At 53.5% G+C, this 13,425-nt stretch carries 16 protein-coding genes; 11 read left to right on the top strand and 5 right to left on the bottom strand.

Annotated elements, in window-relative coordinates; all coding sequences use genetic code 11:
- Positions 1-18: 18 nt before the first annotated feature.
- On the top strand, positions 19-906 hold the full coding sequence (locus tag OS112_00960) for an adenosylcobinamide amidohydrolase (protein ID WAC05227.1): 888 nt from the start codon (positions 19-21) through the stop codon (positions 904-906).
- Between the two features lie 111 nt (positions 907-1,017).
- On the opposite strand, the gene OS112_00955 is transcribed toward OS112_00960, so the two are convergent.
- Positions 1,018-1,209, bottom strand: a complete 192-nt coding sequence (locus tag OS112_00955; GenBank protein ID WAC05226.1) for a DUF1858 domain-containing protein — start codon at positions 1,207-1,209, stop codon at positions 1,018-1,020.
- A 135-nt stretch (positions 1,210-1,344) separates the two neighbouring features.
- On the opposite strand from OS112_00955, the gene OS112_00950 reads away from it, so the two are divergent.
- The 3 genes from OS112_00950 to OS112_00940 all read left to right on the top strand — a co-directional run bounded on the left by OS112_00950 (position 1,345) and on the right by OS112_00940 (position 3,427).
- Entirely contained in the window at positions 1,345-2,592 is a 1,248-nt protein-coding gene (locus tag OS112_00950; protein WAC05225.1) for a nucleotide-binding protein, read from the top strand.
- Positions 2,589-3,191, top strand: coding sequence for a nucleic acid-binding protein (locus tag OS112_00945; protein ID WAC05224.1), 603 nt, complete (start codon positions 2,589-2,591; stop codon positions 3,189-3,191). Before OS112_00950 ends, OS112_00945 begins: the two co-directional genes overlap by 4 nt.
- A 74-nt stretch (positions 3,192-3,265) precedes the next feature.
- Positions 3,266-3,427 (top strand): hypothetical protein, encoded by a 162-nt coding sequence (locus tag OS112_00940; GenBank protein WAC05223.1) that lies wholly within the window; start codon positions 3,266-3,268, stop codon positions 3,425-3,427.
- 9 nt (positions 3,428-3,436) lie between these two features.
- On the opposite strand, the gene ribB is transcribed toward OS112_00940, so the two are convergent.
- Both ribB and OS112_00930 read right to left on the bottom strand, forming a co-directional pair.
- On the bottom strand, positions 3,437-4,111 hold the full coding sequence (gene ribB / locus OS112_00935) for a 3,4-dihydroxy-2-butanone-4-phosphate synthase (protein WAC05222.1): 675 nt from the start codon (positions 4,109-4,111) through the stop codon (positions 3,437-3,439).
- The gene (locus OS112_00930; GenBank protein ID WAC05221.1) at positions 4,108-4,773 is read right to left on the bottom strand and encodes a DUF120 domain-containing protein; all 666 of its coding nucleotides are present in this window, start codon (positions 4,771-4,773) and stop codon (positions 4,108-4,110) included. The genes ribB and OS112_00930 overlap by 4 nt, the downstream gene beginning before the upstream one ends.
- 124 nt (positions 4,774-4,897) lie before the next feature.
- Here OS112_00930 and OS112_00925 point away from each other — a divergent pair, with 124 nt between their 5' ends.
- The 4 genes from OS112_00925 to OS112_00910 are packed head-to-tail and all read left to right on the top strand — an operon-like array spanning position 4,898 to position 8,211.
- On the top strand, positions 4,898-5,608 hold the full coding sequence (locus tag OS112_00925) for a helix-turn-helix domain-containing protein (GenBank protein WAC05220.1): 711 nt from the start codon (positions 4,898-4,900) through the stop codon (positions 5,606-5,608).
- Positions 5,602-6,654 carry a hydroxymethylglutaryl-CoA synthase gene (locus OS112_00920; GenBank protein ID WAC05219.1) on the top strand — a complete coding sequence of 351 codons (1,053 nt, stop codon included), beginning with the start codon at positions 5,602-5,604 and terminating at the stop codon, positions 6,652-6,654. The genes OS112_00925 and OS112_00920 overlap by 7 nt, the downstream gene beginning before the upstream one ends.
- Complete coding sequence (locus tag OS112_00915; GenBank protein ID WAC05218.1) at positions 6,651-7,817, top strand: thiolase domain-containing protein; 1,167 nt, start codon at positions 6,651-6,653, stop codon at positions 7,815-7,817. The genes OS112_00920 and OS112_00915 overlap by 4 nt, the downstream gene beginning before the upstream one ends.
- 1 nt (position 7,818) lies before the next feature.
- On the top strand, positions 7,819-8,211 hold the full coding sequence (locus OS112_00910; protein ID WAC05217.1) for a Zn-ribbon domain-containing OB-fold protein: 393 nt from the start codon (positions 7,819-7,821) through the stop codon (positions 8,209-8,211).
- A gap of 6 nt (positions 8,212-8,217) precedes the next feature.
- Here the strand turns inward: OS112_00910 and OS112_00905 are convergent, their stop codons facing one another.
- Positions 8,218-9,177 carry a class I SAM-dependent methyltransferase family protein gene (locus tag OS112_00905; protein ID WAC05216.1) on the bottom strand — a complete coding sequence of 320 codons (960 nt, stop codon included), beginning with the start codon at positions 9,175-9,177 and terminating at the stop codon, positions 8,218-8,220.
- Here OS112_00905 and hmgA point away from each other — a divergent pair.
- Positions 9,176-10,450 (top strand): hydroxymethylglutaryl-CoA reductase (NADPH), encoded by a 1,275-nt coding sequence (gene hmgA / locus OS112_00900; protein WAC05215.1) that lies wholly within the window; start codon positions 9,176-9,178, stop codon positions 10,448-10,450. The two genes, OS112_00905 and hmgA, sit on opposite strands and share 2 nt — an antisense overlap.
- Here hmgA and rimI read toward each other — a convergent pair.
- Positions 10,447-10,932 (bottom strand): ribosomal protein S18-alanine N-acetyltransferase, encoded by a 486-nt coding sequence (gene rimI, locus OS112_00895; GenBank protein WAC05214.1) that lies wholly within the window; start codon positions 10,930-10,932, stop codon positions 10,447-10,449. The two genes, hmgA and rimI, sit on opposite strands and share 4 nt — an antisense overlap.
- 176 nt (positions 10,933-11,108) lie before the next feature.
- Between rimI and OS112_00890 the strand changes: the two genes are divergently transcribed.
- Together OS112_00890 and hisG are read left to right on the top strand one after the other, a co-directional pair.
- Positions 11,109-12,368, top strand: coding sequence for a DUF1015 family protein (locus OS112_00890; GenBank protein ID WAC05213.1), 1,260 nt, complete (start codon positions 11,109-11,111; stop codon positions 12,366-12,368).
- 46 nt (positions 12,369-12,414) lie between these two features.
- A complete protein-coding gene (gene hisG, locus OS112_00885; GenBank protein ID WAC05212.1) occupies positions 12,415-13,287 on the top strand; it encodes an ATP phosphoribosyltransferase in 873 nt (290 codons plus the stop codon).
- The last annotated feature ends 138 nt before the right edge of the window (positions 13,288-13,425 follow it).

The following is a 13,425-nucleotide window of genomic DNA, read 5'->3' as shown; positions in this document are numbered from 1 at the left end:
GTGAACCGACAGCATTTCATGAGATACTATATTGAAAATACTACACTTTTTATCCGCGGATCGTTTCGCGCCGCAGGCACGCTGATCTCCGGCCGTATTCGCCCTGTTTCAACCATCCTCATTCACAGCATCTCTCCCAACCATAACGTCAAAATCCCGGAAAATGATTGCGAGATGATCGCAGCCCGTCACGGCCTTGGCAGGAACTGTCTCGGGCTGAGTATAACAGCCCCCCTTAAAAACCTCTGCGTCCTGCAGTATGACTATATAACCGTTTTTATCTTAACAGGAATCCTGCCTGGCGCCAGTGAAAATTTAAGCCCTGTGACCATCATTGCATTCAGCAGCCATGGATTAAGCGATGAGGGGCTTGTGGAAATTATCCGTGTCGCCACTGAGGCAAAATCAGAGGCATTGAAGGGATTTGGACCTGGTGCATCCGCTGCCAGCACCGGTACAATTATCGCAGCTTGCGAGGGGGACGAGGGGGATTTGGATACCGGCAGGCTCACAGAAACCAGAAAGCGGGTCCGTTCCGCTGTCCTGTACGGCATCCCACAGGCGCTTAACAGGATTAAAAACGGGATGCCTCCTGGCAGCCCGTCCTTTTTTATCTTCAGCCGGTTAAAAGGGGAGCACTGGTTAGGGTGGACTTCGGAGGACTGCCCCTACTACCCCTGCCACTTTGCCGGGCAGCGGTGTGATTTCTGTTACTGCCCCTTGTATCCATGCGGAGATGAGTCGCTTGGGCAATGGGTGGAGAGTTCCAACAGTGGAAATGTCTGGAACTGCAGCCGGTGCACGCTCCTCCATGAGCCTGAAGTTGCAGAGTACCTGAAGCACCACCCTGAAGCTTCGAAAAATGAACTTGTGCACCGTTTTAACCTTAAAAAACGGATTCACTGAACTAATACTCTTTTTTTATGTGCAAGGCGGCGAACGCGTTGAGAGACCGGATATTTTTCTCTCTCTGATTCAGTGCGACAACAGGAGCACTGCAAAAAGAATAAGGTAAATTTATTCTTTTATGCCAATCGCACTGAGGAGCTCCGGGAGGGGGATTCCGTGTGCTTCCGCCGCTTCACGGATGGTCTCACCACGGGCGATCGCGCAACCGACACACCCCATCCCAAACTTGAATAATGCTTCCGCTGCGTCGGGTTTTGCTTTCAGGAGATCATAGATTGTACTGTCTGCTGTTAATTCCATATCCTACAGTTCGGCACCGTGAGGCATAAACCTCACCATAATCTCAAAAAGATGCTGCAATTTCACTTTCACACCACACGCTCCGCAAGATTAAGACATGATAAGAAACGATGGATAACCGGAGATGTATAACATATGGATATTTCCCAAACAGCAGAAAGAATCTCCGTAAGATTCAGCCAGAAAGGACAGGACGTCGATAAAAAGAAGATCGAAGCAAAACTGCGCCGGCTCATTGACGAGTTCGGTGTCCAGCCCGCTGAAGCGGAACGAAGCGTGACCAATGAGCTGGCAAAGGAACTGAACCTTCCGGGTTTTGGCACAAGTGCCGGCATCAGTGGAAGTGCAGGGGTAAAAGAAGGATGTTCAATCTCTGAAATTGCCCCGGGCGAATGGGTGACCATTGAGGGAAAAGTGGTGGGAATTCTCTCGCCCCCTTCACCGGCTATCGCGCAGAGCGGGATCATTGCCGATAGTACCGGTGCAATCCGGTTCGTGGCATGGGCAAAAGCCAATGCCCCGAAGATGGCCGAGGGGTCATGGTACCGGATCGAGTCCGCAGTCGTGGATGAATACAAGGGTGTCGCAAACCTGAAGATTCATTCCGGCACGGCGATCAAACCGATTATTGAAGACCAGGCACTGATTCCGTCAATCCTTAAGATCGGTGATCTGAAACCCGGCATCGGCAGTGTCCGGGCAAAGGTCGTTCAGGAGTGGGAAACAACACACGAGAGGATGCTCCAGTCCGGAGTCCTTGGCGATGAGTCCGGTACCATCAAGTTCATTATCTGGAAAGAAGCAGGCAAAGATAAGCTCGCTGTAGGTTCCGTTTACACTATCTATTATGCGCAGGTCGATGAGTTTAACGGGAGGCTCTCGCTCAACCTGACTACTGCATCGTATATGAAGGACGAGGGAGATATCGCAGTAAGCGGTGGAGATGCCGAGATACGGGGGACCATCATCCATATGGCTCCTGGTTCCGGTCTCATCAAGCGCTGCCCGGTAGACGGGTGCAACCGTGCGCTTTCGCGGCAGAACTACTGCCCGGTCCATGAAATCCAGCCGAAATTCGTCTATGATCTGAGGATCAAAGGGTGGCTGGATGACGGAAAAAAGACCTACAACCTTCTCCTGCAGCGTGATGTTGTGGAGTCTCTCACGGGCATAACCCTTGACGCAGCAAAAGAACTTGCCGAAAATAATCCTCTGGGCATGGACGAGGTCTTCCTCCGCATGCGGGACGCAGTCCTGGGCAGGTATGTGGCCTGTAAGGGACGGGAGATCGACAACCGCCTGCTTGTCAGGGCTTGTGAACGGTTGAAGGTGGAGCCTGGCGACCACACCGCACTTCTCAACCGGGCAGGAGGTGTTGCATGAGCAACGGAGGGACCCCGGCATCAGTCAGAAAAGAGGGCGGATTTGAGCGTGAACCTGCGCGACGGGTTTTTTCAAGTGAACTCCGCGAGTGCAAGTACCAGTTCCGGGAGGGGGATGATGAGAAAAGCCCCACCTTTGTCCTCCTCCCTACAGGGGAACGCTGTAACCGAATCTTTTTAATCGGCACGCTTACCGAGAAACAACGGCAGGGCGACCAGAACATTTTCTACCGCGGGCGCATAGTGGACCCGACCGGAACATTTTATGTGATGGCGGGCAGCTACCAGCCCGAGGCAATGCAGCAGCTTGCAAAGATCGAAACTCCTGCGTTTGTTGCAGTGGTTGGAAAACCTAATCTCTACCAGAAACCGGACGGGGCATACACGGTCTCGGTGCGGGTTGAATCAATTACCGTTGTCGATCGCGAGACCCGCGACCTCTGGGTGCTGGATGCAGCACGATCCACGCTCGATCGGATTGAAGCGCTTATCGCAGGTACCTCCCCAGATGCGGCCCGGATCAAAGAACACTATCCTTCAATTGATCCCGTTTCATTCCGGAAGATGGCGTACGAGGCACTGGCGCAGATTAAAATATAATTTCCCCTTTTTATTTATTCCTGCTATCATAGCAAACCTTATTTTTACCAGTGCATATCATTCTCCGATACAATATGGATCAGAAGGAGCTGCGTGAAATGTTAAAAGATCTTGATTTGAAAGTGCTCAAGGATGAAGCAAAGAGACTGGGGCTGAAGCCGGGACGCTGCCCTACCAAGACAAGCATTGCAAAGATGTTGCCGGAAGAGAATCTGAAACGGCTTGCCAGGAAGTAAGAAAGATACCTATAAGGAGCGCCGGGCATCCCAACGCTCCAGCACCTCGTGTCCTTCAATAAATACAAGCCCGTGTTTCTTTGCGTACCGCTCCGCATCCTCTTTTGAGAGAGCGAGACCGGTTTTATCATCCAGCATTTCACAGACGGTAACGGCAGGGGTAATACCGGCCATCTCTGCAAGTGCGATCGAGAGCTCGGTTTGCCCTTTGCGCTGGTCAAGAAGGTGATCCGCGGCACGGAGGAGTGCACAATGACCGGGTGTCCGGAAGACCTCGTGGAAATTTGATCCCCCGCCATTTAACGATTTTTTTACCTGATCGGCTATCGCCGTGATTGTCAGGGCGCGGTCACGATCGGTGATGCCTGTAAAAGTGCCCCGGTGGTTCACCCAGATAGAGAAGGACGAATGGTTCTTCCGGTCGTACGGGATATCTCCCTCACGTTCGGCAGCAACCATCGCACGCAGGATATCGCTTGCAAACGGCAGGCCAAGGCGTTGAGCAGCGAGGGGGTGTACAGCGGTGCATATCAGACCGCCGCCGTCACGGCGCATCTGGACGATATGCTGAGGGGTGACTGCATCAGCACGGATCGTGAAGTCTGTCTCTTTCTCACGGTCGTCGAAATCATAGAGCAGGATGAATTTTCCTGCCTTCAATGCGGCCAGCGCATCGCCGATCACGATCCCACCTCTACAGTAACGGTATCGCTGTCCTCCACTCCAAGCTGCCTCCGCAATGCAACCGGAGCAATGACCTCGATGATATCTTCAGGGTAATGGGTCCTGCCCGGGAGTACGATGGCGCACGGAACACTGCCGATCCTGCACGGGAGGCAGCGGGCGTCCCCGAAGGTCCTGCTGTCCGACGAGAATCCCTTGATCCGGATCCAGCTGAGCGCCTCGACCTTTTTACGGACAGGTAAGCTCGACGGGGAAAGGCGGATATTCAGGGTCCCGGGGTATGGCTCGAAACCTAACAGGGATCCAAACTGCTGCCTGTAACCTGCAAGGCTCATGTAATATTTTCCCTCACCAAGTCCGCTGATGACACTCCCTATAAGAGTATACGCTCCATTCCCCTCGGAAAATATCCTGCAGTAATCCAGATACTCCCTGCGCAGTTCCTCCTCGCCCTGCCTCGTGAGAATGATGTGTTGCCCCTCCGGGCTCATCGTACGGCTGATCAGTCCTTGTGTTTCGAGAGCTTTGAGCCTGCGCGAAGCTGTCTGGGGGCTGGTATGCAGTGTATCCGCAATTGTCTGGGATGATACAAAGACCTGCATCCTGCAACCGCCCATCAACGCGATGGCCTTTAAATAAGAGAGATCCCCTGCTTCCAGCATGCCTATCAAAATTGGGATGCTTATTATTTATGAGTTGCTCTTCGGACAGCCTCTCGTCGTGATTCGTTCACTGTCGAAGATGATTTCGTTAATTATTTAATCAGATGCATCGTTGTTATACAGCATGAAATCCGGTATGCGAAGCCAGCTCGCCGAAAAGATGGCAGGGGAGATCACGCTGTCGGACTCACCGGGGCAGGCGCTGAAAAAATGGCGCGTAAGTTTTGAGATCGCTCCGGGCATCCTGTCGGAACGCCTTGGAGTCTCCCCCTCTGTCATCAGCGATTATGAGAGCGGCAGGAGGAAAAGCCCCGGCACGGCTATTGTCGGCAAGATCGTCGATGCAATCCTTGATACCGATGAAGAATCCGGTGGGAGACATATCGAACAGTTTTCCTCTATGCTGTATGCCGGCGTTGATGACGACGTCATCTATGACATGCATGAGTATGCTTTACCGGTACAGCTCAGGCAGTTTGCCGAAGCGATAGGATGCACCCTGCTCTGTGGATCAGCTGACCAGATGATTCATGGATACACCGTTATCAACAGCTTAAACGCGATCCTCCAGTTCTCAAGTAACGAGTTCAACCGCATTTACGGGTGGAGCACTGAGCGGGCGCTTGTCTTTACCAATGTTTCGACTGGTAAGTCTCCGATGGTGGCAATCCGCGTCACGCCGTTCAAGCCCCGGTGCGTGATCCTCCAGGGTATCGATGCCCCTGATGTCCACCCGATCGTGGAGAAGATGGCAGAACGTGACCGTATCACCGTCATGTGCACGGGCATGGAAATCGACAAAATTGTGAGTACATTGAGGGATAAAGAATGGTAGGCATCATAACCTACGGTGTGTATATACCGAGATACCGGATCAAGGTAGAAGAGATCGCGAGAGTCTGGGGCGCAAATGCCTCGGACATCTCGGGCGGGCTCGGGGTTTTTGAAAAGTCGGTCCCGGATATGGATGAAGACACGGCGACTATTGCCGTGGAAGCGGCCCGAAACGCGCTTGCGCGCCGGGCTATAGATCCGGAAGAGATAGGTGCGGTATATGTGGGTAGCGAATCCCATCCCTACGCAGTCAAACCAACCGCATGTACGGTTGGCGAAGCGATCGGCGCGACACCTCATATGACCGCCGCTGACTATGAGTTTGCTTGCAAGGCAGGGACTGCAGGCATCCAGACCTGCATGGGCCTTGCTGCAAGCAAAATGATCACATATGGTCTTGCAATCGGTTCCGATGTTGCACAGGGGGCACCAAGCGATGCGCTGGAATACACCGCTGCGGCAGGAGGGGCCGCATTCATTATCGGCATGGACGACCCGATCGCAGTTCTCAACCATACATGTTCGTACACTACCGACACCCCGGACTTCTGGAGACGTGAAGGGCAGGATTATCCCCGCCATGGAGGGAGGTTTACAGGAGACCCCGGTTATTTCAGACATGTCGAAGGGGCGACCCGCCTTCTTTTTGAAAACCTCAATAAAAATGCAAAGGACTACGATTATGCGGTGTTTCACCAGCCCAACGCAAAATTCCCCCAGAAGGTGGCCAGGGTTCTTGGTTTTTTACCTGAACAGATCAGGCCGGGGCTTGTAGTGTCACGGCTCGGGAATACCTATTCGGGAGCGTCCCCCATCGGGCTTGCGGCAACGCTAGATGTCGTAAAGTCCGGTGACAGGATTTTTGTCTGCTCGTTTGGTTCCGGGGCGGGAAGCGATGCATTTGACATCGAGGTGACTGATGCGATTGAGGGGGAGGCGTTCAACCGGAATGCCGCTCCTTCAGTTGAAGCGCTGCTTAAAAATCCTATATACCTGGATTACGCCCAGTACGCTAGACACAAGGGGAAGATCGTGATGCAGTCATGAGAGACGTTGCCGTAATCGGAGCCGGGTGCACGACATTTGGTGAGAAATGGAGCAGTTCCTTCCGCGACCTTTTTGTAGAGGCAGGAGCGCTTGCGCTCGAGGATGCGCAGCTTTCGGGTGAAAAGATCGACGCGATGTATGTGGGTAACATGAGCGCGGGCAGGTTTATCGAGCAGGAGCATATCGGTGCGCTTATCGCTGACTATGCCGGGCTGGCCACGCACCATATACCATCAACGAGAGTCGAGGCTGCCTGCGCTTCGGGAGGTCTCGCATTTCGCCAGGCAGTAATCGCAGTTGCAAGCGGAATGGAAGACATCGTTGTAGCCGCAGGTGTCGAGAAGATGACCGATGTTGAGCCCGGTGCCAGCACCGATACGCTCACCGGAGCAGCAGACCGGGAGTGGGAGGGGTTTGTAGGCGCAACTTTTCCAGGGCTCTACGCGATGATCGCGACCGATTATATGCACCGATACCCGCTCACCCGCGAACAGCTTGCAATGGTTGCGGTAAAGAACCATTACAACGGGGCGCGCAATCCGATTGCCCAGTTCCAGCAGGAGATCACGATCGATACCGTCCTGAAATCCACGATGGTTGCTGAACCGCTGCGCCTGTTTGACTGTTCCCCGATAACAGACGGAGCTGCCGCCGTGATAGTCGCACCACTCGAACGTGCCCGTGAATTTACTGACGCCCCGATCAAAGTGCTTGCAAGCGCACAGGCAAGCGATACGATCACACTTCATGACCGGCGCGATATCTCCACGCTGGACGCGAGTATTTCCGCAGGTCAGCGGGCGTTTAAGATGGCGAAGCTCTCGCATAAGGATATAGACCTTGTCGAGGTGCACGACTGCTTCTCTATCGCTGAGATCTGCGCGATCGAAGACCTCGGGTTCTGCAGGAAAGGGGAGGCAGGTAAATTCACCGCAGATGGCCAAACAGCACTCGACGGGAAGATCCCGGTGAACACAAGCGGGGGGCTCAAAGCCTGCGGGCATCCGGTCGGTGCGACGGGCATCAAGCAGGTATTCGAAGTTGTCCAGCAGCTGAAGGGCGACGCCGGCAAACGACAGATCGACGGCGCAAAGATTGGGATGACACACAATGTCGGTGGAACGGGCGCAACCGTTGCAGTACACATTCTCGGGAGGGTATGAGATGTCGGTTGCACGTTTCTGGAGAAAGATCCCCCAGCGGTACAACATGCTTGGCACGAGATGTGAGACCTGCGGGCGTCATTTCTTCCCGCCACGGTCGTTCTGCCCGGAATGCCGCAGGACCGGAAAAATCGCTGATTACAAATTTGCCGGTACCGGCACCGTTGTCACGTACACCATCATACATACCGCAAGCGAGCAGTTCGAGCAGCTCACGCCTTATGTACTCGCAATTGTACAGCTCGATGAAGGGCCGCGGATGACTGCACAGGTGGTGTGCCGGCCCGATGAAGTAAAGATCGGGATGCGGGTGAAAAGGGCGTTCCGCCGGATCATGACCGACGGAGAGAGCGGCGTTATCCATTATGGCACAAAGTTTGTCCCTGTGGAATAACCCCATTCACTCTTTTCTTTTGATATCATACGCCGCGTGCCACTGACCTGGTGAATACGAACGGACAACCCGTTCACTCATAACTGTTCCGCCCAAAGCCGAAATGAGTTCCGTGTGCTCGTTTTCACGTGACACAAGCGCATAGAAGTGGATTATTCCCCCGTCACGGATCATCCTGAAGGCAATGGGCAGGAACTCAGCACCGCTGATAGGGAGGTTCATGATGATCCGGTCGAACTGCCAAGGGATGATTTCCGGCAGGCACCGGACATCAGCAAGGACCGGAAGTACAGCGCGTGTGTGGTTCTGCACGATATTTTCAAGCATCAGGGCAACTGCCTGTGGGTTGATATCCGCGGCAACTACAAGTTCTGCCTGGTCGGCGAGGGCGATCGCAAATGGCCCAACACCGGCGAACATGTCGAGCACAGATTCCCCGTGGGTTAAAAGGGAGACGATGCGCCGGCGTTCGGTTGCGAGACGTGCAGAAAAGTAAGCGGCGGAGAGATCGATGGTGAACCGGTGCCCGAACTCAATGTATTCTGTCCGTGTTGTGGGGGTGCCTGCTAGCACTTCAAAACTGCGGGTGCGGTACTCCCCTCCTACTTCGCTGGTCGCATACAGGACCGTGTGCAGGGACGGGCGGGAGGCAAGGATTGTGTGTGCTCCGTCCACATCGCGCTCCTGCATCACCGCTATCCCCCCTAACATTTCATGCCGCAATAATTCCGGACGTTCCGGATTCTGGTCAAACGCGCATCGCTCCGCGCCCTCACGCCATTTAATAAGAGGGATTAGGAGATCACCTCCATCCCGCCGGGGTCTGAACATCCTGTCGAGCGCGTCTTCCTGTATGAGCGCCTGCCGCAGCTCTTCGCCTTTTTTGGCAGGTACCCGCAGGCACCATTGTCCGGCCTTCCCCTGATCACCAACCATCATGTAGCTATACGTGCTACCATTATTCATGGCTGATGATGCCGGGCGCCGTCCGACCAAAAAAGATGGCGATGCTGCATTGAACAATGACAGTGAAACTGCGATCCTGACTCGGCTTAAAGAGGGGTCAGTAAAACTCTACGAGCTTGAGAAAGAGATCCCTGCTGTAGATGCTATCCGTATCAGACGGGAATTTATCGAACTTGAGACCGGGACAAAACTGGACAATCTGGGCATATTTTCCATCGATGTCGACCGTGTCGTAAAAAGGAATTGCGAGAATATGATCGGCACGGTACAGGTACCGGTCGGAATCGCGGGACCGCTTCTGGTAAACGGGGAATACGCCCATGGAAATCACTATCTTCCTCTGGCAACAACCGAAGGAGCTCTTGTCGCATCCGTCAACCGGGGGTGTACGGCGATCACAAAAGCGGGAGGAGCGGACGTGCGCATCCTCCATGATGGTATGACCCGGGCACCGGTCTTTTCCGCCCGGAGCATTTCACATGCAAAACAGGTGGTGGACTGGGTACTTGGGCACACAACGGAGCTCCGCACTGCCGCAGAGAGCACTACATCTCATGGAAAACTCATCGATATTGTGCCGTTTGTCGCAGGTACAAGCGTTTTTTTCCGGTTCAATTTTGATACCAAGGATGCGATGGGTATGAACATGGTGACGATCGCAAGTGCAAAAATTGCGGATCTGATTATGCAGGGTACCGGCGCCCGACTTGTCGCGCTGTCCGGCAACATGTGCACTGATAAAAAACCCGCGGCAATTAACGGGATTATGGGCCGGGGCAGGAGCGTTGTGGCCGGTGTCGCGCTCTCTCAAGACCTGATCTCGCAGGTCTTTAAGACGGATGCAGCCACTCTCTTTGAAGTAAACTACCGGAAAAACCTGGTCGGATCTGCCCGCGCGGGTGCGATGGGGTTCAACGCCCATGCCGCAAACGTTGTTGCCGCAATGTTCATCGCCTGCGGGCAGGATGCAGCACACTCCATCGATGGCAGCACCTGCCTGACGACCGTGGACCCGATACCGACCGGCGTCTATGTTTCAGTTACCCTGCCCTCGCTCCCAGTCGGGACAGTTGGGGGGGGCACCGGTATCACCACACAGCAGGAGTGCCTTAACCTTCTCGGTGTTGCCGGTGGTGGAACACCACCGGGCACCAATGCAAAGAAACTTGCGGAAATAATTGCCTCAGGGGTTCTTGCAGGTGAACTGTCACTGCTGGGCGCACTTGCAGCACAGCACCTTGCACGGGCTCACCAGCAGCTCGGGCGCGGCTAAAACCGGAACCACTTCATCATTACTACAGCATCCTCCCCGTTGGAGTAATAATACGCGAGCCGTAGCACTTTACGGTACCCGAGGTTGCGGTAAAACCGCTGTGCACGGGTGTTTGACGCCCGCACTTCGAGCTGGACGCCGCCTGCCAGCTCCAGCGCGTACTGGTGCTCAAGGCGGCTGACCAGCAGCCGGCCAATACCGCGGTGCTGGTATGAGGCTGTCACACCGAGGTTGCAGAGGTGCCCGTAAATATTTTCCCCGGTATCCTCAAGGCCGCCAACCACAAAACCCACTACGCGCCCATCACATACCGCCACAAAATAGGTGCTTGGGTAATATGTCAGCGCTTCCAAAAAAATTGCCTGTTCCCACGGGTCGATGAAGAGCTCATTTTCAACCGCAACAATCGAAGGTATGTCGACGGGAGTCGCCCTGCGTATCTGCGCCGGTTGGTGGGTTGCAATATCACTGGAGCGGATCATGCGGTAATTTCCTGTGCACTAAAATGGCAGCTTTTCATGGTATGGACGAACAGATATGGTTTGCGCCAATCGGGATGCCCGCAGGCCATCCTGCCCCCCATTAGAGATGAGAATAATAAGTGTCCGCACCCAAATATCAGAACACATACATATCCTACGGGGCTTGGTCGTTTTTCATGGTCAGGATTTATCGTTTTGCCGGGGTGCGTCCCGAACGGAGTGCTGCCCCCGCTATTGCAGCGGTGCCGTACGATGTCGTAACGGTGGATGAGGCGCGGGCGATTATTGAAAAGGACCCGCAGAGTTTTCTGCGGGTCAGCCGTTCTGATGCCGAGCTTCCGGGTATCCCGCCTTATGACGACAGGGTGTACAAGCGTGCACGGGACAATTTCCTTGGGTATCTCAAAGACGGCAGTATGCAGAAGGATACGGCCCCCGGGATGTATCTCTACCGGGTGAGAAATGCGAACGAAACATTCCTTGGGCTTTGCTGCTGCCTTGATGTTGACGATTACCGCACCAATCATATCCGGCGGCATGAGCAGACCAGATATGACAAGGAGGAAGACCGGACGCGTCATATTGAGGTGACCCGGACTCACAACGGTCCTGTCGTTCTCCTGTACCGTGATACCGGGGGGGTCTTCTCGTTTATTGACTCTCTTGTATCTGATGGAAGAGTCCCGGAAGCTGAGTTGCGCACATACAATGGCGCAATCCACCAGATGTACCGGATTTCAGACCCTTCATCACTCAACAATCTCGAAATGCTCTTTGCACGTGTGCCTGACCTCTATATCGCTGATGGCCACCACCGTGCAAAATCCGCTGTCAATGTCGCAGACCGGAACCCGAATGCAGACAAAGATGCGGAGATCAACCGTTTCATGGGGGTGCTCTTTGCCCATGACAGGGTAAGGATTCACGGGTATAGCAGGCTGCTCACCGATCTTGGATCCTTCACCCCGCAATCATTCCTTGCAGGCCTTGCAGAATTTTTCGACATACAACCGTATGAAAATGTGGACGATCTGGGATACAATATTCAACCCAGGACAAAAGATACGGACAAATTCCATGTCATGCACATATACCTGAAAGGGCAGTGGTACGAATGTGTGCGGAATATTTCCCCAACGGCACCTGCTCTTGAATCCCTTGATGTCGTGGTGCTCCAGAAGTATGTGCTCAAAGATATGTTGGGCATCACCGATCCCCGCGGAGATTCCCGTCTCCAGTATCTCGGAGGTGCACGCCCTATACGGGACATCGAACAGATGGTAGACTGCGGGGAGTATATGACTGCGTTTGTGATGCAGCCGGTAAAAGTCGATACAGTACTCGCCATAGCTGATGCTCACGGGATTATGCCACCGAAATCCACATGGTTTGAGCCTAAACTCATGAGTGGTCTTGTAGTGCACACCTTTGAGTGAAAGTCAGCCATCATCCTTTTTTGTCCAGCGTCCGATGTTTATTTGTATGATTACCATCGCACTACCAAAGGGGAGCCTCGAAGCGCAGACCCTGCAGCTCTTCAGGGAGGCAGATCTCGAAGTCAAGCGGACTGACCGGGATTACAACCCGCGCATCGATGATACCCGGATTGGTAAGGTAAAGATCCTGCGCCCGCAGGAAATCCCGACATATGTAGACAAAGGGTATTTTGATATTGGCATCTCCGGTCTGGACTGGGTCAAGGAGACCGGATCCGATGTCGTGGAAGTAGCAAAACTCTCATACAGCAAGACCGGGGAGGGAAACGTCCGGATTGTCGTTGCAGTCCATCACGATGAACCGATTGAGACCGTTTCCCAGATCCGCCCGGGCAGCAGGGTAACTACAGAATACCCGGAACTTACGAAAAATTTTTTTTTATCCCTGAATATCCCGGTTCAGCTCTTCCATTCATTTGGTGCATCAGAAGCAAAGGTCCCCGACCTCATGGATGTGGTTGTCGACCTCACCGAAACCGGTGCCACCCTGCGTAAAAACGGCCTTAAGATTATCGGGCAGATCATGGAGTCCTATACGGTCATCATCGCAAATAAAACAAGCTGGGCAGATACGCAGAAACGCAAAGAGATAGAAGAGATCATAACACTGTTGTCCGGGGTTATCGAAGCACGCCACAAAGTATTGCTTACCATGAACGTCCCTTCAAAATCGATGGATAGGATCGTTGCTGCACTTCCTGCAATGAAAACCCCGACCGTGAGCCGTCTGCACGGGATTGATTTTTACAGTGTCCAGACGGTAGTCCCAAAGAGCGCGGTCAATCATCTTATCCCCAAGCTCAAGGAATGCGGTGCGGAAGATATCCTCGAGATACCGATAACAAAAATTGTACCATAAACACACATTGCTTATTTTTTTTTCAGCGTTACATTAAGAGATTTAAAATTTTTCAGATCGGCCGGTTCGGGAGATTACCGATAGATAGCATACACCGGCATCAAATTTGTCCATGTTTATTTTTAAAAACATGGCAAA

Origin of the sequence: Methanoregula sp., from assembly GCA_026625165.1 — an archaeon.
Lineage (GTDB): Archaea > Halobacteriota > Methanomicrobia > Methanomicrobiales > Methanospirillaceae > MVRE01.
Note: the sequence above shows the minus strand (reverse complement) of the source record. Positions and strands in the feature narration are given on the sequence as shown.